Source organism: Pantoea sp. EKM21T (assembly GCF_011800405.1).
GTDB classification, from domain to species: domain Bacteria; phylum Pseudomonadota; class Gammaproteobacteria; order Enterobacterales; family Enterobacteriaceae; genus Pantoea; species Pantoea agglomerans.
Genome location: NZ_JAALFV010000006.1, coordinates 234,302 through 258,694, shown reverse-complemented (window position 1 = coordinate 258,694; position 24,393 = coordinate 234,302). Strand labels below are relative to the sequence as shown.

Annotated in this window: 22 protein-coding genes; 12 read left to right on the top strand and 10 right to left on the bottom strand. The window is 55.4% G+C overall.

Annotated elements, in window-relative coordinates; all coding sequences use genetic code 11:
* Positions 1-40 precede the first annotated feature (40 nt).
* From HFD87_RS14290 to HFD87_RS14275, 4 genes are all read left to right on the top strand, one after another.
* The gene (locus HFD87_RS14290; RefSeq protein ID WP_167423583.1) at positions 41-1,648 is read left to right on the top strand and encodes an EAL domain-containing protein; all 1,608 of its coding nucleotides are present in this window, start codon (positions 41-43) and stop codon (positions 1,646-1,648) included.
* A 424-nt stretch (positions 1,649-2,072) separates the two neighbouring features.
* Positions 2,073-3,578, top strand: coding sequence for a glycine betaine/L-proline transporter ProP (gene proP / locus HFD87_RS14285; RefSeq protein ID WP_010253365.1), 1,506 nt, complete (start codon positions 2,073-2,075; stop codon positions 3,576-3,578).
* Between the two features lie 127 nt (positions 3,579-3,705).
* Positions 3,706-4,683 carry a porphobilinogen synthase gene (gene hemB, locus HFD87_RS14280; protein WP_010671515.1) on the top strand — a complete coding sequence of 326 codons (978 nt, stop codon included), beginning with the start codon at positions 3,706-3,708 and terminating at the stop codon, positions 4,681-4,683.
* A gap of 103 nt (positions 4,684-4,786) precedes the next feature.
* A complete protein-coding gene (locus tag HFD87_RS14275; protein WP_010253370.1) occupies positions 4,787-5,755 on the top strand; it encodes a diguanylate cyclase in 969 nt (322 codons plus the stop codon).
* 26 nt (positions 5,756-5,781) lie between these two features.
* On the opposite strand, the gene HFD87_RS14270 is transcribed toward HFD87_RS14275, so the two are convergent.
* Positions 5,782-6,804: an alpha/beta fold hydrolase gene (locus HFD87_RS14270; protein WP_167423582.1), complete on the bottom strand. Its 1,023-nt coding sequence runs from the start codon at positions 6,802-6,804 to the stop codon at positions 5,782-5,784.
* A gap of 344 nt (positions 6,805-7,148) precedes the next feature.
* On the opposite strand from HFD87_RS14270, the gene HFD87_RS14265 reads away from it, so the two are divergent.
* On the top strand, positions 7,149-7,649 hold the full coding sequence (locus HFD87_RS14265) for a helix-turn-helix domain-containing protein (RefSeq protein ID WP_064691023.1): 501 nt from the start codon (positions 7,149-7,151) through the stop codon (positions 7,647-7,649).
* Here the strand turns inward: HFD87_RS14265 and HFD87_RS14260 are convergent, their stop codons facing one another.
* On the bottom strand, positions 7,650-8,309 hold the full coding sequence (locus tag HFD87_RS14260) for an epoxyqueuosine reductase QueH (protein WP_022623997.1): 660 nt from the start codon (positions 8,307-8,309) through the stop codon (positions 7,650-7,652).
* Positions 8,310-8,580: 271 nt separating this feature from the next.
* Here HFD87_RS14260 and HFD87_RS14255 point away from each other — a divergent pair, with 271 nt between their 5' ends.
* Positions 8,581-9,969 carry a sugar porter family MFS transporter gene (locus HFD87_RS14255; protein WP_163851034.1) on the top strand — a complete coding sequence of 463 codons (1,389 nt, stop codon included), beginning with the start codon at positions 8,581-8,583 and terminating at the stop codon, positions 9,967-9,969.
* A 15-nt stretch (positions 9,970-9,984) separates the two neighbouring features.
* Here the strand turns inward: HFD87_RS14255 and HFD87_RS14250 are convergent, their stop codons facing one another.
* The gene (locus HFD87_RS14250) at positions 9,985-10,662 is read right to left on the bottom strand and encodes an SDR family oxidoreductase (protein WP_010253382.1); all 678 of its coding nucleotides are present in this window, start codon (positions 10,660-10,662) and stop codon (positions 9,985-9,987) included.
* A 228-nt stretch (positions 10,663-10,890) separates the two neighbouring features.
* Here HFD87_RS14250 and HFD87_RS14245 point away from each other — a divergent pair, with 228 nt between their 5' ends.
* Positions 10,891-11,910, top strand: a complete 1,020-nt coding sequence (locus tag HFD87_RS14245; RefSeq protein WP_010253385.1) for a LacI family DNA-binding transcriptional regulator — start codon at positions 10,891-10,893, stop codon at positions 11,908-11,910.
* A gap of 58 nt (positions 11,911-11,968) precedes the next feature.
* Here HFD87_RS14245 and HFD87_RS14240 read toward each other — a convergent pair whose 3' ends face one another.
* Together HFD87_RS14240 and HFD87_RS14235 are read right to left on the bottom strand one after the other, a co-directional pair.
* Positions 11,969-12,796, bottom strand: a complete 828-nt coding sequence (locus tag HFD87_RS14240; RefSeq protein WP_010253387.1) for a hypothetical protein — start codon at positions 12,794-12,796, stop codon at positions 11,969-11,971.
* A 1-nt stretch (position 12,797) separates the two neighbouring features.
* Positions 12,798-12,995 carry a hypothetical protein gene (locus HFD87_RS14235; RefSeq protein ID WP_010253388.1) on the bottom strand — a complete coding sequence of 66 codons (198 nt, stop codon included), beginning with the start codon at positions 12,993-12,995 and terminating at the stop codon, positions 12,798-12,800.
* Positions 12,996-13,287: 292 nt separating this feature from the next.
* On the opposite strand from HFD87_RS14235, the gene HFD87_RS14230 reads away from it, so the two are divergent.
* Positions 13,288-14,274 carry an aldo/keto reductase gene (locus HFD87_RS14230; protein ID WP_167423581.1) on the top strand — a complete coding sequence of 329 codons (987 nt, stop codon included), beginning with the start codon at positions 13,288-13,290 and terminating at the stop codon, positions 14,272-14,274.
* 5 nt (positions 14,275-14,279) lie between these two features.
* Here the strand turns inward: HFD87_RS14230 and HFD87_RS14225 are convergent, their stop codons facing one another.
* Positions 14,280-15,464 (bottom strand): NAD(P)/FAD-dependent oxidoreductase, encoded by a 1,185-nt coding sequence (locus HFD87_RS14225; RefSeq protein ID WP_010671506.1) that lies wholly within the window; start codon positions 15,462-15,464, stop codon positions 14,280-14,282.
* A 243-nt stretch (positions 15,465-15,707) separates the two neighbouring features.
* Between HFD87_RS14225 and pitA the strand changes: the two genes are divergently transcribed.
* On the top strand, positions 15,708-17,210 hold the full coding sequence (gene pitA, locus HFD87_RS14220; RefSeq protein ID WP_010253391.1) for an inorganic phosphate transporter PitA: 1,503 nt from the start codon (positions 15,708-15,710) through the stop codon (positions 17,208-17,210).
* Between the two features lie 37 nt (positions 17,211-17,247).
* Here pitA and uspB read toward each other — a convergent pair whose 3' ends face one another.
* Complete coding sequence (gene uspB / locus HFD87_RS14215; protein ID WP_010253393.1) at positions 17,248-17,583, bottom strand: universal stress protein UspB; 336 nt, start codon at positions 17,581-17,583, stop codon at positions 17,248-17,250.
* Positions 17,584-17,999: 416 nt separating this feature from the next.
* Between uspB and uspA the strand changes: the two genes are divergently transcribed.
* Positions 18,000-18,437: a universal stress protein UspA gene (uspA, locus tag HFD87_RS14210; protein ID WP_010253396.1), complete on the top strand. Its 438-nt coding sequence runs from the start codon at positions 18,000-18,002 to the stop codon at positions 18,435-18,437.
* 50 nt (positions 18,438-18,487) lie between these two features.
* Here uspA and rsmJ read toward each other — a convergent pair whose 3' ends face one another.
* Together rsmJ and prlC are read right to left on the bottom strand one after the other, a co-directional pair.
* Positions 18,488-19,234, bottom strand: a complete 747-nt coding sequence (gene rsmJ, locus HFD87_RS14205; RefSeq protein ID WP_010253398.1) for a 16S rRNA (guanine(1516)-N(2))-methyltransferase RsmJ — start codon at positions 19,232-19,234, stop codon at positions 18,488-18,490.
* A gap of 8 nt (positions 19,235-19,242) precedes the next feature.
* Positions 19,243-21,285: an oligopeptidase A gene (prlC, locus tag HFD87_RS14200; RefSeq protein WP_167423580.1), complete on the bottom strand. Its 2,043-nt coding sequence runs from the start codon at positions 21,283-21,285 to the stop codon at positions 19,243-19,245.
* Positions 21,286-21,715: 430 nt separating this feature from the next.
* Here prlC and HFD87_RS14195 point away from each other — a divergent pair, with 430 nt between their 5' ends.
* Entirely contained in the window at positions 21,716-22,558 is an 843-nt protein-coding gene (locus HFD87_RS14195; RefSeq protein ID WP_167423579.1) for a 23S rRNA (adenine(2030)-N(6))-methyltransferase RlmJ, read from the top strand.
* Between the two features lie 60 nt (positions 22,559-22,618).
* On the top strand, positions 22,619-23,437 hold the full coding sequence (locus HFD87_RS14190) for a CPBP family intramembrane glutamic endopeptidase (protein WP_167423604.1): 819 nt from the start codon (positions 22,619-22,621) through the stop codon (positions 23,435-23,437).
* On the opposite strand, the gene rnz is transcribed toward HFD87_RS14190, so the two are convergent.
* Complete coding sequence (rnz, locus tag HFD87_RS14185) at positions 23,434-24,345, bottom strand: ribonuclease Z (RefSeq protein WP_022623987.1); 912 nt, start codon at positions 24,343-24,345, stop codon at positions 23,434-23,436. The genes HFD87_RS14190 and rnz overlap by 4 nt on opposite strands.
* Between the last annotated feature and the right edge of the window lie 48 nt (positions 24,346-24,393).

The window sequence follows — 24,393 nt, the reverse complement described above, 5'->3', positions numbered from 1 at the left end:
CACCTCCGCATAACACCAATAATACTCAGAGGATTCAGCGGTGCCGCTACTGAAACGAAAACGCGACTACGCCAGGCTGGTGATTATTATTTCCGGCGTGCTGCCTCTGATTATTGGCATTTTTTTCACCGCCCTGGATGCGCGCCACACCGTGCATCAGCAGCAGGTCACCGCGGCGAATACGCTGTTATCTCAGGCTGAGAGAATGAGCGACAGCGCCTGGGATATGATTACCGTGCTGCGCCAGTTTCATCATCAGCCCTGCAGCCAGATTGAAAACCAGTTGCAGCGCATTGGCTCGCTAAACCCCTATTTTCGTGCGATCGGTAAAATGGAGCAGGATCACATCGCCTGCTCATCGGTGTATGGTTCACGCCCAGGCCTGCTGAAAGAGATGATCATGCGCGACGCGCCGGTTACCGGAAAAGCCTGGTGGAGTCTGTCCATTGCCGGAACAACGGGCGTACCGAATCGTCCGGCCGTGATTTTTATGCGCGATTTGCCCGATGGCGAGGGATTCTGGGCAGTGATTGATGGCCAGTATCTGATCGATTTTATGCGCGCGATCAGCAGCAGCCATCTCTATCATTTCAGCATGACGTTCAGCGGCGGCGCGCCGATCTCGTTTGGCGATCCGCACATCGCCGCGTCCAGCTGGTTTGAACCCATGATTTATCAGGCTATCTCCCATCGCTATCCGCTCTCTGTCACCCTCATTGCCTCACCCTCTGAACTGATCTCGGCCTGGCGTCAGGTGATGTTTATCATCATGCCGATGGCCGCTATCTTCTCTATTCTGCTGATGATGCTGATGGCGAACTGGCTGAAACGGCGTATTTCATGGCGCGATGAGATTCGCCGGGCCATCACCAGCGGCCAGTTCAGGGCGCACTATCAGCCGGTCTACGACAACCGGCTGCAACGCTGCAGCGGTGCTGAAGCCCTGCTGCGCTGGACAACGCCCGACGGTAAAGGCGTGCGGCCAGATATTTTTATCGGCGCAGCAGAAGCGGAAGGCATGATTGTGCCGCTGACCCGCCATCTGCTCGATTTAATTGCAGAGGATGTGCAGGCGTGGCAGGTTGAGCCCCATTTCCACCTGGCCATTAACGTGGCGGCGGATCATCTGCAGCATCCTGACTTTGTCGACGATATGCTGCAGTTTGCCGAACGGATCAAAGATAAGCAGTTCCTGATTACCCTTGAGCTGACCGAACGCAGCCTGATCAAAGATGGCGCTGAGGTGGCTCGCAAGCTGGAGCAGTTACGTGGTTGCGGCATGAAGGTCGCGATTGATGATTTTGGGACCGGACACTGTTCGCTGAGCTATTTACAGACCTTCACGATAGATTATCTGAAAATCGATCGCGGCTTTATCAACGCGATTGAATCCCTGGAAGGCAGAACGCCGGTGCTGGACGCGATTATCCAGCTCAGCCATGAGCTTGAGCTGGAAGTGCTGGGAGAAGGCGTTGAGACCGCGTTACAGTTCAGCTATCTGCAACGGCGCGGCGTGGTCTTTATCCAGGGCTATTATTATGCCCGCCCGATGGACAACACGGCGCTGGTTGCCTGGCTGACCGATCGGGGCGAACAGCCGATTGACCGGGAGCCGGCTCTTCAGACCCGGCAGGAACCCGACGTCTGAACCAGAGCAGATGGCAGCTGAACCGCCAGTCGAGCCACATTCACTCATCTTTCTGCTCTCCGCCCTGTGATGCAAAGCGGATAACCGCTTCCGGTGCCAGCATGGCCCGTAACTTCCTCCTCTTTGCCCCTGTTTTGCTGAAAAAAACGGCGGTCGTCACGCTCAGTGATAATTTTTTTGCGGTTGCAAACAGCTCTATTTGTTGTAAAAACAGGCCGGATGTAGCCCAAACATGACAGATATCACACAAAAACGGTATACTCTGTCGCTGTTCGCAATAATCACAACAGTAATTATTGTGTCTGCCGGCGCATAAACAGTGCTTATTTACGGCTATGCTTAAATTTCTCAACGCAGCGGTCTGAACGACTCACACCCGGCTCGCGCCGTTGAGGACTTTCGTGTTCCAATACAGGGTAATTCTATGAAATTGCGTAGGAAGCGTGTAAAACCAATTGGGATCGATGATGTGACTATCATCGATGATACCCGTTTACGTAAAGCCATCACCGCGGCCTCTCTGGGCAACGCGATGGAGTGGTTCGACTTCGGTGTTTACGGCTTTGTGGCCTATGCGCTGGGTAAGGTCTTTTTCCCGGACGTTTCACCGGGCGTTCAGATGATTGCGGCGCTCGCCACTTTCTCTGTTCCTTTCCTGATTCGCCCGTTGGGTGGACTGTTCTTCGGTATGCTGGGCGACAAATATGGTCGTCAGAAAATCCTCTCCATCACCATCATCATCATGTCGGTCAGTACCTTCTGTATCGGCCTGATACCGTCCTACGCCTCCATCGGCATCTGGGCACCTATTCTGCTGCTGTTAGCGAAGATGGCTCAGGGCTTCTCGGTGGGCGGTGAATATACCGGTGCCTCAATCTTTGTGGCCGAATATTCGCCTGACCGTAAACGCGGCTTTATGGGAAGCTGGCTCGACTTTGGTTCGATTGCGGGCTTCGTGCTCGGTGCGGGCCTGGTGGTGCTGATTTCCTCCATTATCGGAGAAGAGAGTTTCCTTGAGTGGGGCTGGCGTCTGCCGTTCTTCGTCGCGCTGCCGCTGGGAATTATCGGTCTTTACCTGCGTCATGCGCTGGAAGAGACCCCGGCATTCCAGCAGCACGTAGACAAACTGGAACAGGGCGACCGCGAAGGCCTGCAGGATGGTCCACAGGTATCGTTTAAAGAGATTGCGACCAAACACTGGCGCAGCCTGCTCTCCTGTGTCGGTCTGGTTATCGCCACTAACGTCACCTACTACATGTTGCTGACGTACATGCCGAGCTACCTGTCACATAACCTGCACTACAGCGAAGACCACGGTGTGATGATTATCATCGCCATCATGATCGGTATGCTGTTTGTCCAGCCTATGATCGGCATGATGAGTGACCGTTTCGGCCGTCGTCCGTTTGTCATCATCGGCAGTATCGCCCTGATGATCTTCGCGATTCCTGCCTTTATGATGATCAACAGTGGCGTACTGGGACTGATTTTTGGTGGTTTGCTGCTGCTGGCGGTAATCCTCAACGCCTTTACTGGCGTGATGGCCTCTTCACTGCCTGCGATGTTCCCAACGCACATCCGCTACAGTGCGCTGGCGAGTGCGTTTAACATCTCGGTACTGGTTGCCGGTCTGACGCCAACGCTGGCTGCCTGGCTGGTAGAAACGACCAATAACCTCTACATGCCAGCCTACTATCTGATGGTGGTGGCAGTGATTGGTCTGATTACCGGTCTGTACATGAAAGAAACTGCCAACAAGCCCCTGAAAGGCGCGACACCGGCGGCTTCTGATATGGAAGAAGCGCGCGAAATCCTGCAGGAACATCACGATAACATCGAGCACAAAATCGAAGATATCGACGAAGAGATCTCCCGTCTGGAAGCGAAACGTAAAAACCTGGTGCAGCAGCATCCGGATATCAACGAGTAACCTTTCTGCTCTCCCGCCGCCCGGCGGGAGAGTTCTTTTCCCCCTCTCTTACCGCACACAAACCTTCATCCCTCGCGGGCAAAGGGAGTAAACTGTTGTCACTTTTTTCACCTGCGTAAGAATGAAAATGTCTGATTATTCCCTTATCCAGCGCCCAAGAAGATTGCGCGCCAGCGCCTCAATGCGTGAAATGTTCCAGGAGTCCTCACTGAGCCTGAACGATCTGGCTCTGCCCATCTTTGTTGAAGAAGAAGTCGACGATTACAAAGCGATTCAGGCGATGCCTGGCGTGATGCGTATTCCGGAAAAACGTCTCGCCTATGAAATTGAGCGCATCGCCAAAGCGGGTATCCGCTCGGTGATGACCTTCGGTATTTCGCACCATACCGATGCCACCGGCAGCGATGCCTGGAACGAGAACGGTCTGGTGGCACGTATGTCCCGCATCTGCAAAGATACCGTGCCAGAAATGATCGTGATGTCTGACACCTGCTTCTGTGAATACACCAGCCACGGCCACTGTGGCGTGTTGTGTGATCACGGCGTCGATAACGATGCTACCCTGGAAAACCTGGGTAAGCAGGCCGTCGTTGCCGCAGCAGCCGGTGCGGATTTCATCGCCCCGTCAGCGGCGATGGATGGTCAGGTTGAGGCGATTCGCCGGGCACTGGACGCCGCGGGCTTCACTCAGACCGCCATCATGTCTTACTCCACCAAATTCGCCTCCTCGTTTTACGGCCCGTTCCGTGAAGCGGCCGGAACGGCGCTAAAAGGCGACCGTAAAACCTACCAGATGAATCCGATGAACCGCCGTGAAGCGATCCGTGAATCGCTGCTCGACGCGGCACAGGGCGCGGATTCACTGATGGTGAAACCGGCAGGTGCTTATCTGGATATCCTGCGCGATATCCGTGAACGTACCGAATTGCCGCTGGCGGCTTATCAGGTGAGTGGTGAATACGCGATGATCAAATTTGCCGCTCAGGCCGGTGCAATTGATGAACGCAATGTGGTGCTGGAAAGCCTGGGTGCGATTAAACGTGCCGGTGCAGACCTGATTTTCAGCTATTTCGCCCTTGATCTCGCCGAACAAAAAGTGCTCTGATCCCCTCCTTATAAAGAGCGTGATGGCTATGTCACGCTCTTCTTCTTCGCCGTAAGGCAAACACCAGAACCTGGCTTGAGCTAAAAAAATAAAGGGCTCTGTGATGAAAGCACCTGAAATCGCTGCCGACGAGGCACAACGTTTATCGCAGTTGCGTGCGCTGAACATAATGAACACACCAGCGGAAGAACGATTTGATCGTTTAACCCGTCTGGCGCGCCGCCTGTATGACGTTCCTATCGCGTTAGTCAGCCTGCTGGAAGCTGATCATCAGTGGTTTAAATCCGCTCAGGGCTATGAACCCGCAGGATCGCCCCGCGACATCTCCTTTTGCGGTCATGCCATCCTGCAGGATGAGATTATGATCGTTGAAGATGCCGCAGAAGATGAACGTTTTTATGATAATCCGCTGGTTACCGGCGAACCGCACATCCGCTTTTATGCCGGCTGTCCGCTGCGGGCACCGGGCGGCGCTAAAATGGGTACCCTCTGTATCATTGGTCGTGAACCGCGTCAGTTTAATGAAGAGGATCAGGCCACGATGCGCGACCTGGCCGCCATGGCCGAAGCGGAACTGGTCGCCTTTCAGACTGCCACCTGTGATGAACTGACGCAGATCACCAATCGTCGCGGCTTTATGACGCTGGGACAGATGGTGCTGAACGAGTGCCGGCTGAAAAACCGGCCTGCCTGCCTGACCTTTCTCGATCTCGACAAATTTAAGCAGATTAATGACACGCTGGGCCACCGTGAAGGCGACCGCGCGCTGATGGACTTTGCCGATGCGATGAAAGTGGTGTTTAAGCATTCGGATCTGTTTGCCCGTCTGGGCGGCGATGAATTTGTGGTGCTGTTTAATGGTCTGCAGCAGCAGCAGAGCGAAGCGCTGCTCCTGCAGTTTGACCGTTATCTGCAACAGCAATCAGTCAGTCTGAACCGCCGTTACCGCCTGCAATTCTCGTCCGGCGTCGTGGAGTTTGACGCGGCGCATCCGCAATCGCTGGAGCAGTTGTTGCACGACAGCGATGAGCAGATGTACCTCAGTAAAAAGCAGAAACGCGTGGCGATCTAAGGTCAGGCGCCGCAGCGCCTGACGGTTCAGGGACGCGCCAGATCGTCGAGCAGCGTCTGGTTAAATTTTGCCGGCTCTTCCATTTGCGGCGCGTGTCCCATACCGGGGAATTCGATTAAGCGCGCCCCCGGAATGCGTTTTGCGACCTCTTTCCCCAGTACCGCGTAATCACCCAGCCGGGCTTTCACCTCTGCCGGAGCGATATCACTGCCGATGGCAGTCGTGTCTGAGGTGCCGATCATCAGCGTGGTGGGCACTTTCAGATCGCCGAATTCATAAAATACGGGCTGAGTGAAGATCATGTCGTAGATTAAGGCGGAGTTCCACGCCACCTTCTGGTGCCCTGGCCCACTGTTGAGTCCGGCCAGCATATCAACCCACTTGTCATATTCGGGTTTCCAGCGACCGACATAGTAGGTCTGCTGCTCATACTTCTTAATGCCCTCTGCGCTGAGTTTGAGTTCGCGCTGATACCACTGATCCACGGATCGCCACGGTGCGCCTTTGGCTTTCCAGTCCTCCAGCCCGATCGGGTTAACCAGCACCAGCTTCTGTGTCTGTTCCGGGTACATCAGCGCATAACGTGTTGCCAGCATTCCGCCAGTGGAGTGACCCATAATCACCGCCTTCTTCACACCCAGCCGGGCGAGCAGCTGATGGGTGTTATCTGCCAGCTGCTGAAAACTGTACTGGTAACTGGCTGGTTTGGTCGAGCTGCAGAAGCCAATCTGGTCGGGCGCGATAACGCGATATCCCTGCTGACTGAGTGCGCGAATGGTCTCTTCCCAGGTCGCGCCACAGAAGTTTTTACCGTGCATCAGCACCACGGTTTCGCCGTTGGCCCGTTGCGCCGGTTTCACATCCATATAGCCCATACTCAGCGATTGCTGCTGGGATTTAAAATCAAAATGCTGCAACGGATAGGGGTATTGAAATCCTTCCAGCTGTTCGCCATACACACCAGCGGCACTGGCAGGTGCATGAGCAAATAACGCCAGCGAGGTGAGCAAGGCGGCAAGCGGTTTTTTCAGCGCGTATGTCGGGCTCATCCGGGGGGTTCTCCAGGTTAAAGGTGAGCCGTAAGCCTGGCATGTCGCAGCCAAAAATCTATTGATGTGCCGTGCTATAGCCGTGATTACAGAGATTCCGGCAAGGTAAACCGTGAGTCTGGCTGCGGACTCACGGCTCATTTTGATTATTGTCCCGCGGAACCACTTATTCATTCACCTACAATTACCAACAGATTAATCACAATTCATCTTTTTTATTAATAACACCCCCTCAAATGAATATCTTCAGAGATAACGATTAAAATCCTGAAAAATCTTTACGCAAAGAATAAGCACATTAAGATAAATATTTTAGAATCTTCTTAAATCAAACAGGGGGTTCTATGAACGAAAATAAATATAACGAAAGCGTGATCGTCTCTATCACTGAGTGGATTAATAATAATCTGGATCAGCGTTTAAGCGTTGATGATATTGCAGAAAAGGCGGGTTACTCTAAGTGGTATTTACAGAAACTTTTTGCCCGTTATCATAATGAAACCCTGGCGCGATATATTCGTAAGAAAAAGCTTAACGCCAGTGTTCATGATTTAAAAAACAGCCGCACGCCCATCATCAGCCTGGCGCTGAAATACCATTTTGAAAGCCAGCAATCCTTTACCCGATCTTTTAAGCAGATTATGGGTTGCACGCCGAGCGTCTGCCGTAAACGTCTGATGAAGGACGAGGCAAAGCAGCAGCTGGCCGACGTTGATGATCCCTGTGCGCTGTGCAGTTACGGTCGGGCGGAAAGGATAAAGCAGAGCTGTGGCGTAACAGTCCGGCCTGTTACGCGCTCAGCGCGTGGATATGCGCCATCAGACGCTTTCCGCGAAATAGGTTAATCAGGATTCATCCGGCTGATAATATTGCACACCAATCTGAATACGCTCACGTCCCTGGGTGACGCGATGACGATTGGTGTCGCGCAGTGAATAGACACAGCCACAATATTCCTGCTGATAGAAACTCTCGCGCTTGCTGATTTCAATCATGCGCGATGACCCACCACCTTTACGCCAGTTAAAATCCCAGTACATCAGATCCGGATACGCCGCCGCTGCGCGGACTCCGCAGCTGTTAATCTGCTTCATATCTTTCCAGCGCGAAATACCCAGGCAACTGGTCATCACCGGAAAACCGTTCTCATGGGCATAGAGTGCCGTACGTTCAAAGCGCATATCAAAGCACATGGTGCAGCGTTCACCCCGTTCCGGTGACCACTCCAGGCCGCGCGCCCGCTCAAACCAGTTATCCCGGTCATAGTCCGCATCAATAAACGGCACACCAAATTTTTCGGCAAAGCGAATATTCTCCTCTTTACGCAGCTCATACTCTTTGAGCGGGTGAATATTCGGGTTGTAGAAATAGATCGTGTATTCAATGCCGGATGCCAGCATCGCTTCCATCACCTCACCCGAGCAGGGTGCGCAACAGGAGTGCAGCAGGACTTTTTTATGGCCGCCCGGCAGAGGCAGCGGCTGACGCTGGAAAGGTTCAGACATAAGCACCTTCAATCAATAGCAGTAAAGCGGCAGTGTAATGCCGCAGGCGGGCAGTTGCAAAACCTGACCTGACGCGCCCTGTTTTGCGTAATCGTGCCCCGGCCGCGGTTTCCCTCTCCTGAACCAACCCGCTGATCTCTGATGCTTTCTTATCGCAGCAATGCTGTGTGGCACCGGTGATAGCCGGAAGTGTGATCGCCCCCACGCTGGCATCGACTATGTTTACATAACATTAACAATCTTGACACTGACCCCCCGCAAGGAGACTCGCATGGTCGCGGCAAAAAAATCGGGAAATCAACAGAACCGCTTTACCTGGTTCGTCTGTTTTATGGCTGCGCTGTCCGGCCTGCTGTTTGGTCTGGATATCGGCGTCATTGCAGGTGCCTTGCCGTTTCTGGCGAAGGATTTGCAGATCACTAACCATCAGCAGGAGTGGGTAGTGAGTTCGATGATGTTTGGCGCGGCGCTGGGCGCACTAGCGGCGGGCTGGATGTCATCAAAGCTGGGACGCAAGAAAAGTATGCTGGCGGGGGCGACGCTGTTTGTCATTGGCTCGCTGTGGTCAGCCTTCTCACCGGATGTGGCGTCGCTGGTCTGTGCCCGCGTGATGCTGGGTCTGGCGGTGGGGATCGCCTCTTACACCGCGCCACTCTATCTGGCGGAGATTGCGCCTGAACGTATTCGTGGCTCAATGATTTCGATGTACCAGCTGATGCTGACCACTGGCATTGTCGTGGCCTATCTCTCCGACACCGCGTTCAGCTACAGCGGTAACTGGCGCGGGATGCTCGGCGTGATCGCCATTCCGGCGGTGATCCTGTTTATCGGCGTGCTGTTTCTGCCCAACAGTCCGCGCTGGCTGGCGGCGCACGGACGCTTTAACGAGGCGCAGCGGGTGCTGGATCGGCTGCGTAACAGCAGCGAACAGGCCCGGGAGGAACTGGAAGAGATCCGGGAAAGCCTGCAGGTGAAGCAGCGCGGCTGGTCGCTGTTCCGTTCTAATGGCAATTTCCGCCGCGCGGTGTGGCTGGGTATGCTGCTACAGGTTATGCAGCAGTTTACCGGCATGAATGTGGTGATGTATTACGCACCTAAAATCTTCAACATCGCCGGCTTCTCCAGCACCAGCGAGCAGATGTGGGGCACAGTGATTGTCGGGCTGGTCAATATGCTGGCCACGCTGATTGCAATCTTCTTTGTCGATCGCTGGGGTCGCAAGCCGATGCTCACCACCAGTTTTCTGGTGATGGCGGTTGGCATGGGCGTGCTGGGAACGCTATTGCACATCGGCGTTGAAACAGATTTCCGCAAATACTTTGCTGTCGCGATGCTGCTGATGTTTATCGTCGGCTTTGCGATGGCGGCCGGACCGGTGATCTGGCTGCTCTGTTCAGAGATTCAGCCACTGAAAGGGCGTGATTTCGGCATTACCGCCTCCACCACCACTAACTGGGTCGGCAATATGATTGTTGGCGCCACCTTCCTGACCATGCTGGATCAACTGGGTAATGCCAACACCTTCTGGTTCTACGGCGCGCTCAACCTGGTGTTTATCGTGCTGACGCTGATGCTGGTACCGGAGACCAAACATGTGACGCTGGAGCACATTGAACGCAATCTGATGAAGGGTAAAGCGCTGCGTGACATCGGGGCGTAACCGCCCCGCTTCAGGCTACCACTGCAGTTGCTGGCCGGCGTAATCGACGTAGTGATGACCACCGCGACCGCGCCACTGGATCAGCTGCTGGACGATACCGGCGGCACTCTCTTCTGCCGTCAGGGGCGCACTCTCGCCGCCCATATCCGTTTTCACCCAGCCGGGATGCAGCGTCAGCAGCGTCCCGCTCTGCGCTTCCACTGCCGGAGTCAGCGTGCGGCTCAGCATATTCAGTGCGGCTTTGCTTGCCGAGTAAATCGGCATCTGCGCCTCCGGATTTTCATTCAGGCTGCCGAGCTGGGATGAGGTCAGCGCCAGCACGCCATCCTGTTTCAGCAGCGGCAACAGGATCTCTGCGCTGCGAACCGGGGCTATCGCATTGGTCAGGAACAGCTGCGCCAGCGCCTGATCGTCACTCTGCGACACCTTCTGGTGCGCAGGCCCGGAAATCCCGGCGTTAATCAGAATCGCATCGAACGACTTGCCACTGAGCTGGCTGGCAAACTGTTGAACCGCTGATGAGTGGGTCATATCCAGCGAATGCCAGTGAATGTCTGGCCGGTTACCCTGCTCCGGGATGCCACTGCGATGCGTGGCCGTGACCTGCCAGCCCTCATCGGCAAAGGCCTGCGCCACCGCCAGACCGATACCGCGTGAAGCACCAATAATCAGAACCTCTTTTTGCTGAGCCATATTCATTCCTCGTTGATTGTCTCGTCACAAGCTTAACGGTAAATCTGCCCAGGCAGCGGCCAGTTGTGCTTTTTAGCCAGACGACCGCACTGCAGGTAAAACCCCACGGCGTAGCGCTGTTGATGGTTTTCCATCATTAAATCGCTTTATCTTTTACTTTTAACCGGTTAGAAGAGATAAACAGTCTGGCAGGCAGCAGTCAATTTGCCATTTTCGCATGGAGTCTGAATGAAAAAGCTCACCTTAGAGGTGGTGGCAAAAATGGCAGGCGTCGGGATTGCGACGGTCGATCGGGTGCTGAATGAGCGCGGCGGCGTCTCCCTGGAGACCAGCCGTAAAGTCCTGAAAGCCGCACGCGAAGTGGGGCTGAAGCGTCTGCTGCCAGAGGAGTACCAGCATCCGTGGCAGATTGAGGTGTTCCTCAGCAATAACGGCTCATCCTTTTTTCAACAGCTCACCACCCATTTCAGCGAGGTCGCCAGTCAGCTTGGCTATCGCCGCCTGAAACTACACAAAACCCTGGTGGCCGAAGCGCAGCCTGAGCAGCTGGCGCAAAGCATTATCGCCCGCAGCAGCACCCGCGACGGCATCATTGTTTTTGCGCATGACTCGCCGCCCATCTATCGGGCACTGGCGCTGTGCCGCAGCCGCAATGTGCCGGTGATCACCATCGTCACCGATCTGCCCGATGCCGACCGTTTGTGTCATGTTGGTATCGACCAGTATCAGGCGGGACGCACAGCCGGACTGCTGATGAGTAAGACAGTGAATCAGCCCGGCGATATTCTGATGGTCAGTGGCCGTTTTGATTACCGCGCCCATCGTCAGCGCATCGCGGGATTTCGTGAGGCCATGGAGCAGCGCGCGCCGCAGCGTCATCTGCGGGAAGTGCTGTCGGGTCAGGATCAGCGGGAAACCATCCGCAGTGAGCTGGCCCGCCATCTGCGTCCGTCGCAGGCGATTGCAGGGGTTTATAACACCGGCATGGGGAATAGTGATGTCAGCGACACCCTGCGCGCCCACCAGCTGCTGGGTAAATGCACCTACATCACCCATGAGCTTTATGATGTCACCCGCCAGCTACTGCTGAACGATGAAGTGGCCTTTACCCTGGATCAGCATGCTCAGCAGCATGCCCGTTTAGCGATTGATCTGATGCTGAGTCATCTCGAAACCGGCTATCAGCCGGATGTCTATCAGGCGGGCAAAGTGGCCTTTCGGCTGTTTACGGCGGAAAATATGGTGTGAGGTGGAATCTGTTTCCCCTGATGAAGCGCTGTCATTAAGGGAAACAGATCGGGCTCGATTAACCCGCGGCATCCCGGCTTTTATCGTCCGGGCTGTCCGCATCGTCATTACCCTGGCTCTTCTCCACTTCCTGCGGATGTCCCATCGAAAGCGCAGCCGCACTGGCCGGGTCGAACAGCGACAGACTCTCAATCTGGTCAACCATGATCACTTTACGGAACGACATCGCATCTTTGGGTTTCGAGTCGAGCGTGATGTCGTGCTCGGCGTACCACTTGCTGTAGTTATGTTCCACCGCCAGCTTCAGCGTCTTGCTGTCGCGATATCCGCTCAGCATCGGGATCAGCACGATATTTTTGGTGCTCTCATATTCAAAAGTTGAAGCATGGATCATGCCAATGTAAATGCGGCGCGACTTCATTGTAATCCACGCCAGTTCGCCCTCTTCCATGCATTGAAATAACAGTTGCTCCACACCATTAGAGCGTGACAGCTGCTGATAGAGGTCTTTACGACCGGAAACGTTCAGTCGTGCACTGCCTGCCCAGTTTGAGCGGTAAAGGCAGAGAAGAATGGCAAAGGTGAGCATGATCACCACGGGAGCCTGGATGCCCAGGAAACTCCAGTTCATAAACTCCACCTGCCACTTCAGGTGGACGCCGGGGATCATCTGGACGGCGTTGGCGATGCCGGAGATACAGAGCAGCACCAGCCAGATGATACCGGTCGCAAACACACCCTGCAGGACGAAAATACAACCGTAAAGCGCGACCAGGAAATAGACATCCCAGCCCGACGAACGACGGATTTTAAAGCGGCTGTTCAAATCACGGCTGGTGTACCAGTAACCACTGACCATCAACACCATAAATATTGCGGTACCCACCTCACACTCCCTTTAACGTATTCACGTGGCGGGCAAAATCTTCATGGACTTCCTCGCTCAGCGTGTTGACCGAGATATTGCCGTTTTCATCAATAATGATGCGCTCACCTTCAGCGATCGAGTCGTTGATATCCTGACGGGTCATGATCTGCAGAAACTTATCCGGACTGGCAAAGACCGACTTAACAAATTTAAACATAGCGATCCACTTGTTGGCCTTAAAATTGAAGTATGTGACCGAATCCACACTCTCGCCTGTTTAATTTCGGGTGAAATTTCTTAAAATCAATTAATTAGCGAAGCGGTAGTCACCTTGCCCATGCCGTTTTCCGCTGAAATCTTCAACGTAACCAGCAGCATGGCGTAGCAGCATCGTATTTTTACCGTGCAGGTCTGCAACGACGTCACATCGCCTCTCTGCCAGGAAGCGCTAAGCTCATTGGTTAGCCGCTTTCTGTCACCCTGTCTGAAACGCATCGAGGAATGTTTGCATGAAACTACGAACACTGGGCCGTACCGGTCAGCGCGTCTCCGAAATTGGCTTTGGCGCATGGGCCATTGGCGGAACCTGGGGGGAAGTGAGCATGGAGGATGCCAAAGCCGCGCTGAATGCTGCGCTGGATGCGGGCATCACCTTTATTGATACCGCCGATGTCTATGGCGATGGCCGTTCCGAAAAAATCATCGCAGAGGTGCTGAATCAGCGCGGCGGTGAACGTCCGTTTGTCGCCACCAAGCTGGGGCGTCGCCTCTCGCCACATGTGGCTGAAGGTTACAATGCTGAAAACCTCAACGCCTTTATTGACCGTTCACGCGAGAACCTGCAAACCGACACGCTGGATTTAGTGCAGCTGCATTGCCCGCCGACCGAGGTCTACTACAACCCGGACGTCTTTGCGGTGATGGATGAGATGGTCGCTGCCGGAAAAATCCGTCACTACGGTGTCTCCGTTGAGAAAGTTGAAGAAGGTCTGAAGGCGCTGGAGTTTCCAAACGTCTCGTCAATTCAGCTGATCTACAACATTTTCCGCCAGCGTCCGGCTGAACTGCTGCTGCGTGAAGCGAAACGCCGTGATGTGGCGATCATCGCCCGTGTGCCGCTGGCGTCGGGCCTGCTGACCGGCAAAATGCGTGCCGACAGCGTGTTTGCCGATGACGACCACCGCACCTTTAATCGTAATGGCGAAGCGTTCGATAAAGGCGAGACCTTTTCCGGCGTACCTTATGAGGTGGCGCTGGAGGCGGTTGAAGAGATTCGCCGCTTTGTCACTGGCGACACCACCATGGCGATGTTTGCCCTGCGCTGGATCCTGATGAACGAAGATGTCAGCGTAGTGATCCCTGGCGCGAAAAACCGCGAACAGGCTGAAGCCAATGCCCGCGCCAGCGATGTCGATGCGCTCTCTGCAGATACGATGGCGGCGCTGAAGCAGATCTATCAGGAGAAGATCGCGCCTCACGTGCATCAGCGCTGGTAAGCGCCTTACAACGCCTGGGCGCAGGCCCAGGCGGAACTCCACGCCCACTGGAAGTTATAGCCGCCCAGCCAGCCGGTGACATCAGCCACTTCACCAATAAAGTAAAGTCCCGGCACCGCACGCGCCTCCATCGTTTTCGAGGAGAGCTGTGTGGTATCCACGCCGCCCAGTGTCACTTCAGCAGTTCGATATCCCTCGGTACCGTTTGGCTGAATGCGCCAGGCGTGCAGCGTCTGCGCCAGCTCGGTTTGCTGTTTGCTGTTAAGTTGCTTCAGAGTGATATCCGGCACCACCTTCAGCGCCTGTAATACTTCCACCAGACGCTTCGGCAGGATTTTCGCCAGGCTGTTCTTCAGGCTGAGATTAGGGTGTGCTTCACGCTGCGCCGTCAGAAACGCCTCAAGCGGCGTGGCAGGCGACAGATCGATAGTGACGAATTCTCCGGGTAGCCAGTAGCTGGAGATTTGTAACACCGCCGGGCCGGAGAGGCCGCGGTGGGTAAACAGCATCGCCTCTTTGAAGCGGGTGCCATCCTGCGCATCGATAGTGGTCTCCAGCGCGACGCCTGACAGCGTCTGCAACTGCTCCAGCAGCGGCTTGTGCAGGGTAAAGGGCACCAGCGCCGCCCGCGTCGGAAAGACGCTCAGCCCGAACTGCTCCGCTATTTTATAGCCAAACGGCGTGGCGCCCAGGCCTGGCATCGACAGACCGCCGCTGGCGATGACCAGCTTCTCCGCCTGAACCGTGCTGCCGTTAAGTTGCAGGGTATAGCCGCTTTCATCGCGCGCCACGCTGAGCACTTCACTGCGCAGCCGCAGGGTGACATTGCCTTTGTCACATTCGGCCAGCAGCAGATCGACAATCTGCTGGGCGGAGTCGTCGCAGAAGAGCTGGCCCAGGGTTTTCTCGTGCCAGGCGATGCCGTGGCGATTAACCAGATCGATAAAATCCCACTGGGTATAACGCGCCAGCGCCGATTTACAGAAATGAGGATTGTGCGACAGATACGCCGCCGGTTCGGTGTAGAGATTGGTGAAGTTGCAGCGGCCACCGCCAGACATCAGAATTTTACGTCCCGGCTTTTTGCCGTTATCCAGCAGTAACACGCGGCGTCCCCGCTGCCCGGCCTGGGCGGCGCAGAACAGCCCTGCGGCTCCGGCACCAATGATGATAACGTCAAACTGTTCCACTACGACTCGCTCACTTAACTGGAAAGGCGCAGATTGTAGTGATCTGCTCACTGAGACGCCAGCGTCAAAAAAATGCCGCAAATGTGTCATATTGTATCTGTCTAATATCTAACCCTTTTTCTCTGAGTTACCCTTACGCCTTACATCGAAAGGTTAAATTAGCGCTATATTTTCCTTTCCCATACAGCACGTTGTCGCGGATAATGCGCCGCGTTCATGTCCTCCAAAAATGGCGTAACGTTTATGCTACATCTGTTTGCTGGTCTAGACCTCAGTACTAGCCTGTTATTGGTTCTTGCCCTGCTGTTTGTATTGTTTTACGAAGCGATCAACGGTTTCCACGACACGGCCAACGCAGTTGCGACGGTCATCTATACGCGTGCCATGCGTGCCCAGCTTGCTGTGGTCATGGCGGGTGTATTTAACTTCCTTGGCGTGCTGCTCGGTGGATTGAGTGTCGCTTACGCTATTGTTCATATGCTTCCCACCGATCTGTTGTTAAACGTTGGATCGGCTCACGGTCTCGCCATGGTGTTTTCTATGCTGCTGGCGGCGATTATCTGGAACCTCGGCACCTGGTATCTCGGTCTGCCGGCATCCAGCTCCCATACGCTGATCGGCGCCATTATCGGTATCGGTCTGACCAACGCCCTGATGAGCGGAACCTCGGTGGTTGATGCGCTCAACATCCCGAAAGTGCTGAACATCTTCCTTTCTCTGATCCTGTCGCCGATTGTCGGCCTGGTGATGGCGGGCGGCTTAATCTTTATACTGCGTCGCTACTGGAGCAATACCAAAAAGCGTGCGCGTATTCATATGACGCCTGCTGACCGTGAGAAGATCGACGGCAAGAAAAAGCCGCCGTTCTGGACCCGTATCGCCCTGATTGTTTCGGCAATTGGCGTAAGTTACTCGCACGGTGCAAACGACGGTCAGAAAGGGATCGGCCTGATCATGCTGGTCCTGATTGGCGTGGCACCTGCTGGTTTCGTGGTGAATATGAATGCCTCCGGTTACGACATCACGCGAACCCGCGATGCGGTCAATCACCTGGAGCAGTATTATCAGCAGCATAACGCCTCGCTGACCCACATCATCCAGATGGCACCGCCTAAGCTGCCAACGCCGGAAGAAGTGCCAGCAACCAGCCCGCAGGAGTTCCACTGTGACAGCGCGCGCGCATTACAGGCGGTACAGGGTGCGCAGGTGTTGCTGAATAACCTGCAGAGCTACGATCAGCTGACGGTTGATCAGCGCGGTCAGATGCGTCGTCTGCTGCTGTGTATCTCCGATACCGCCGATAAAGCGGCCCGTCTGCAGGAAACCTCGCCAGATGACAAACGCTTCCTCAATAAGCTGAAAAGCGACCTGCTTGGCACCATCGAGTATGCGCCTATCTGGATTATTGTGGCCGTCGCGCTGGCGCTGGGCATCGGCACCATGATTGGCTGGCGTCGTGTTGCCACCACCATTGGTGAGAAGATTGGTAAAAAAGGCATGACCTATGCGCAGGGAATGTCAGCACAGGTGACAGCAGCGCTGTCGATTGGCGTCGCCAGCTATACCGGCATGCCCGTCTCCACCACGCATATCCTCTCCTCATCGGTTGCCGGTACCATGCTGGTCGACGGTGGCGGGCTGCAGAGCCGGACCATCAAGAACATCGCCATGGCGTGGATCTTCACCCTGCCGGTCTGTATTCTGCTGTCAGGTTCGCTCTACTGGATTGCCTTAAAACTGGTGTGATGCCAGCTAAAAAAAGGGCGACGCAAGTCGCCCTTTTTTAATGCCAGATCGCCAGCGCCACCAGACTGATGACCACCAGTCCGCACAGCGCACTGGTCAGCATAAACTGCCCACGCACCCGCTCGCAGCGCCGGATAAACTCATCGTCGTGATGATCAAGATAGCGCTTTGCCCAGATATAAGTGACCAGCCGCACCTGCTTGCTCGGCTGACCATGAGAGGTGAAAAAACCCGCCCCATCGACATACTGATACAGCAGCGGATCACAACCGCGTAAGACCGCCAGCAGGGCGCGCAGGGATGAAAAATAGCGCGCCATATTCACGATACACACCACGCAAAGCGCCCAAAAAAGCGCAATAGTGCTGATCATATTCTCCCCCTCCCGGCTGGAATCGCAGCAACAGGCCCAGCGTCAGATACTGAGTCCACCTGCAGAAATAACCAGCCACTGAATCACCGGACTGCGAAAGTTTTTCGACCCCCTGAGCGGTTGCGAATCGGACCGCCTTTTTTCAGTGTAGGAGAAATCTTTACATTTTTTCCAACGATGATTTTCGTTCAGCGCGAGTAAATCTGGCATAGCCTTGATCTTATTCATAAGCCAGGCGGCAACGGCAGCATTTACAGTGGGAGAAGGCTATACTGAGGACATAACAACATCATCACCTGCAATGCAGGTAGACACTTTGGTGGCGCTCATCGCCCGCTCGCGCAAGGGATTTCGCTAAGCTGTGACGCGGCAGGAACACCGGATGCCATCCTTAACCTCGTGAAAGGAGTTTTATCATGGCTTATAAACATATCCTGATTGCAGTAGACCTTTCTCCCGAAAGCCAGTTGCTGGTGGATAAGGCCGTCTCGCTGGCTCGTCCGTACGATGCCAGAATTTCCCTGATTCACGTTGATGTCAATTACTCCGACCTCTACACCGGCCTGATTGATGTCAACTTAGGGGATATGCAGAAGCGTATCTCTGAAGAGACGCATGCGGCGCTGAAAGGGTTGTCAGATGCGGCGGGCTACCCGATCAGTGAGACGCTGAGCGGCAGTGGCGACCTCGGCCAGGTACTGGTTGACGCGATCAGAAAATATGACGTTGACCTTGTAGTATGTGGTCATCATCAGGATTTCTGGAGCAAGCTGATGTCCTCAGCCCGTCAGCTGATCAACACCGTGCATATCGACATGCTGATTGTGCCGCTGCGCGATGAAGACGAGGCGTAATTTCGCCGTATAAATGATTAAAGCCGGCGCAGAGCCGGCTTTTTTATGCTTTAAAGCGGTGGGTAAATATCAAAGCGATGGCTTTTGGTTACCACGGCCGCCTGCGTCACAATACCCGCCAGCGGCGGTGCATAGTCTGGCCGTTTAACCACGATGCGTTTCTTCGCCAGCCGGCGAGCGGGTTCCAGTAATGCGTCAGCATCTTCATCCGGCCCCACCAGCGACTGAAACACCCGCATCTCCTTTTTCACCAGCGCACTTTTCTGGCGATGGGGATACATCGGATCGAGATAGACCACATCCGGCGGCGGCGTGATATCCCCCAGCGCCTGCGCGCTGGCCGCATGAATCAGCGTCAGCCGATCGCGCAGCCAGGGGCCAATTTCCGCATCCTGATAACCGCGCTGCAATCCATCTTCCAGCAGCGCAGCGACAACAGGATGACGCTCCAGCATTCGCACCCGGCAGCCCAGCGCCGCCAGTACAAACGCATCTCGTCCCAGCCCGGCGGTGGCATCGACCACATCCGGCAGATAACCGCCTTTGATGCCGACCGCTTTGGCGACGGCTTCGCCGCGTCCACCGCCGAAGCGACGGCGATGGGCCATCGCGCCAGTGACGAAATCAACAAAAATGCCGCCCAGCTTTGGCTCATCACGCTTGCGCAGTTCAAGGTGCGTCGGGGTCTGCACCAGCGCCAGCAGTGCGTCTTCATCGTGCTCCAGCTGCCAGCGCTGCGCTAAACGTGATAAGGCGCCGTCTCCGGCGCCTGATTCATCGAGCAAACAGATTTTCACGAACCGACTTATCCCTGAATGCCGTAATGTTCCAGCATCGCATCGAGCTTCGGTTCACGGCCACGGAAGCGTTTGAACAGTTCCATCGGCTCTTCAGAACCGCCACGGGTCAGGATGTTATCCAGGAAGGACTGACCGGTTTCACGGTTGAAGATGCCCTCTTCCTCGAAGCGGGAGTAAGCATCCGCCGCCAGCACGTCTGCCCACAGATAGCTGTAGTAACCCGCCGCATAGCCACCGGCAAAGATGTGGCTGAAAGCGTGCGGGAAACGGCCCCATTCCGGACCCGGAACCACTGCCACGCGGCTTTTCACTTCGCGCAGGGTTTCCAGAATCTGTGCGCCTTTCTCCGGATTAAACTCGGTATGCAGGCGGAAATCGAACAGGCCGAACTCCAGCTGACGCAGGATAAACAGCGCAGCCTGATAGTTCTTCGCCGCCAGCATTTTATCCAGCAGCTCTTTCGGCAGCGGTTCGCCGGTTTCAAAGTGGCCCGAGATAAAGGCCAGCGCATCCGGTTCCCAGCACCAGTTCTCCATGAACTGGCTTGGCAGTTCCACTGCATCCCATGGCACACCGCTGATACCGGAGACGCCAGGCGCTTCGATACGGGTCAGCATGTGATGCAGGCCGTGACCAAACTCATGGAACAGGGTGATCACTTCGTCATGGGTGAACAGCGCAGGTTTGCCTTTCACCGGACGGTTAAAGTTACAGGTCAGGTAGGCAACCGGCTTCTGCAGGCTGCCATCGGCTTTACGCATCTGGCCGACGCAGTCATCCATCCAGGCACCGCCACGTTTATGTTCGCGGGCGTAGAGATCGAGATAGAAGCTGCCGCGCAGTTCGCCGGTTTCATCGAACAGATCGAAGAACTTCACGTCAGGATGATAAACCTCAACGTCGTTACGCTGCTTCGCCGTGATGCCGTAAATGCGTTTCACCACTTCAAACAGACCGGCGACCGCACGCTCTTCCGGGAAGTAAGGGCGCAGTTGCTCATCGCTGATTGTGTAAAGGTGCTGCTTCTGCTTTTCACCGTAATAGGTGAGATCCCACGGATTAAGCTCGGTCACGCCGTGCTCTTTACGGGCAAAGGCGCGCAGCTGCTCCAGCTCTTTTTCACCCTGCGGACGGGCGCGTTCCGCCAGGTCATTAAGGAAGTCGATTACCTGGGACGGGCTTTGCGCCATTTTGGTCGCCAGCGATTTATCGGCGTAGGAGTCGAAGCCCAGCAGCTGTGCCAGCTCGTGACGCAGCGCCAGCTCTTCCGCCATGATTGGGCCGTTATCCCACTTACCGGCGTTCGGACCCTGATCGGAGGCGCGCGTCGCATAGGCGCGATACATCTCTTCACGCAGCGCGGCGTTGTCGCAGTAGGTCATGACCGGCAGATAGCTTGGGATATCCAGCGTCAGCAGCCAGCCTTCCTGCTCTTTGGCTTCAGCCTGTGCTTTCGCCGCCGCCAGCGCGCTTTCCGGCATACCGGCCAGCTCGCTTTCATCGGTAATCAGCTTGCTCCAGCCCATGGTGGCATCAAGCACGTTGTTGCTGTAAGCCGAGCCCAGCTCAGAGAGGCGCGCGGCGATTTCGCCGTAGCGCTGCTGTTTATCTTTTGGCAGGCCGATACCGGAGAGTTCGAAATCACGCAGGGCATTATCGACCGCTTTCTTCTGCGCCAGATCCAGTGCAGCGTACTGATCGCCCCCTTTCAGGTTGCGATACGCCTGATAGAGCCCTTCATGCTGACCAACCCAGGTGCTGTATTCAGAGAGCAGCGGCAGCGTCTGCTCATAGGCTTCACGCAGCTCCGGGCTGTTTTTCACCGCATTAAGGTGGCTGACCGGTGAGAAGATACGGCTCAGGCGATCGTCAGTTTCTGCCAGCGGCTGAACCAGATTATCCCAGGTATACGGCGCACCCTGCGCCACGACTTTTTCGACTTCTGCGCGACAGTGGCTCAGCACTTCCGTCACGGCAGGCACCACATGTTCAGGCTTAATGGCAGAAAAAGGGGGTAGCGTAAAAGATGTCAGTAGCGGATTGGTCATAGCGCAGTCCTTTATAGATGTATGGGGCGCAGCGGGTCGCGCAACGCAATCTAAGTAACATGCGGCTTAGTGTAGCGAAAATCAATGGCAGCCAGGATGAGGTGGGGAAGAAACGCGCGAATAGCAGCACGGAAGATGCACGCTTTTATCTCATGCACGTAATGCTGGCTGGCACGTCGGGGAGGATTTGCGGTCGCTTTCCTTGACTGCGTGCCGGGAACCACACGCCCCGCCCTGAGCGGCTTGCGGTAATCCCGATTTGTTATCACGCTTCTGGCCCATCAACAGGTCATCCCTGATATAATCGCGGATTCTCATGCTTTTCCTGCGTCGGTTGCTGTGCGTCGTTCTGTGGGTAATACGTGAGGTAATAATTGGTATAAATTGATTTTCCATCAATTAAAACCTTATACATTCAACAGGATAAACAATGCTGAGTTATCGCCATAGCTTCCATGCTGGCAATCACGCCGACGTGCTGAAGCACACCGTTCTGAGCCTGATCATCACGGCGCTGAAAGAGAAAGAGAAACCGTTTTTCTACCTGGATACCCATGCGGGCGCAGGTCGCTACCAGTTGAGCGGCGAGCACGCCGAGCGTACCGGTGAATATCTGGAAGGCATCTCACGTATCTGGCAGCAGCCCGATGCGCCGGAATTGCTGCAACCCTATTTTGATGCGATTCGTGCATTAAACCGTAACGGGACGTTGCGTTATTATCCCGGCTCGCCGCTGATTGCCCGCCATCTGCTGCGTGAAGATGACAAACTGCAACTCACTGAGCTGCACTCCAGCGACTATCCGCTGCTGCGTAACGAATTCAGCAAAGATGACCGCGCCCGCGTCGATCGTGCCGACGGTTATCAGCAGTTAAAATCGAAACTGCCACCGCCGTCACGTCGCGGTCTGGTGCTGATCGATCCGCCGTATGAGATGAAAAGCGACTACCAGGCAGTGGTGAAAGGGATTCAGGAAGGCCATAAACGTTTTGGCACCGGCGTCTTTGCGTTGTGGTATCCGGTGGTTTTACGCCAGCAAATCAAACATATGCTGCGCGATCTGGAAGCGACCGGCATTCGCAATATTCTGCAAATCGAACTGGCGGCCCGTCCGGACAGCGATCAGCGCGGCATGACCGCCTCCGGCATGATCGTGATTAACCCGCCGTGGAAGCTGGCCCAGCAGATGAATACCCTGCTGCCGTGGCTGCACCAGAAACTGGTTCCGACGGGTACCGGCCACTACGCGGTTAACCAGATCGTACCCGAATAACTCTCTTTGTCTTCTACGCCGCTCACTACCGGTGCGGCGGCGTTGTACCAGGTCTTTACCATGTGGATCATACTGGCTGGCGCGCTGGCCGCGCTGCAACCGGCCCGACGGCTGGCATTATTATTACTGGCGCTCGCCACACTGCTGGGTTTTTATCAGGACGTATTAGCGTGGCCGGTGCTGCTGCTGTTTACCGGCACCGCCGCTGTGGTGGCACTCCGTATTTATGACCGTGACCATCATCGACGACAAATAGTGACCGAAGCGCTGCTGGTGCTGATCGCCATCGGGTTGCTCCTCCATCTTTTTCCAGGCTTTAATAATCCCCTTAAGGCAGAGGATGTGCAGGCCGGACCGCGCAGCGTGCCTTTCAGCTTCGGGTTTAACTTCGATAAAGCGCTTATTCCTTTTGTACTACTGGCCTGCCTGCCGACGCTGTTTCGCGCGCCTGCCACGCCACCACGCTATCGGCTACCCGCCGCACTGGCGCTGATCGCGGCCATTCCGCTGCTGCTGTACTGCGCGGTATTATTGGGCGGATTAGCGTTTGAGCAACATACGCCGGACTGGCTGGGCCAATTTATGCTCGCCAACCTGTTCTTTGTTTCGCTGGCGGAAGAGGCCCTGTTTCGTGGCTATCTGCAGCAGCGATTAAAGCAGGTAGTGGGCGGCATCCCTGCGCTGTTACTGAGCGCGCTGCTGTTTGGTCTGGTGCATCTGAGCGGCGGCCTGTTGCTGGTGATCTTCGCCACCCTGGCCGGGCTGTTATATGGGCTGGCGTGGCACTGGAGCGGCCGCTTATGGCTGGCGACCGCCCTGCATTTTGGCCTTAACCTGACCCATCTGCTGTTTTTCACTTATCCCGCACTGCATCATTAGAGGTTAAAAACCGCCAGATCCCAGGCCAGCTCGGTGCAGGGAAAAATCGTCTGGCACTCCGCCAGCAGGCGGTTCATGTCTTTTGCCAGATAGCGTGAACTGAAATGGGTGGCGATCAGCCGTTTTGCCCCGGCGCGTTTTGCCACTTCGGCGGCCTGCAGTGTGGTGGAGTGCCCGCGCCCGTTGGCTTTTTCCACCATCGCGGCCTCCAGCGTGGTTTCATGCACCATCACATCAACATTGGCCGCCAGTTGCAGCGCGACCTCAGTAGGTGCCGTATCGCCAAAGATGGCCAGCGTTTTGCCGGGTGTCGCGGGGCCAAGATAGTCAGCACCGTTGATTACCCGCCCATCTTCCAGCGTCACGCATTCACCCTGCTTCAGCTGCTGAAACCACGGGCCGCGTGGCACCCCTTCCGCTTTCAGCCGGGCGGCATCCAGCAGGCCGGGTTTGTCATGCTGTTCAATGCGATAGCCAAAACACTCCACCGGATGGCTCAGCGGCCAGGCGCTGATACGAAACTCACCGTCGTCCAGCGTCCAGCCCGCCTCAATCTCAACGATGGTCAGCGGGTAGTCGGTGTAAGAGCCGCTGATCGACAGCGCCGTCTCAACAAAGGTTTTTAATCCCCTGGGGCCATAGACCGTCATCGGTGTGGTCAGCCCGGCCATTGACCGGCTGGTGAGTAATCCCGGCAGCCCGAAAATATGATCGCCATGCAGATGGGTGATAAAAATCTTATCCAGCTTGCCCGGTTTGAGGCTGGAGCGCATAAACTGTAATTGTGTGCCTTCCCCGCAGTCGAACAGCCAGGTTTCACCACTCAGCGCGCGGGTAAAAGCAATAGACGTGACGTTACGTTGCAGGCTGGGAGCACCGCCGCCGGTGCCGAGAAAAGTAAGGTGCATGGTATGCTTCCCTGTAAGCGAGTGAAAAAACAGAACCCTATTACAATC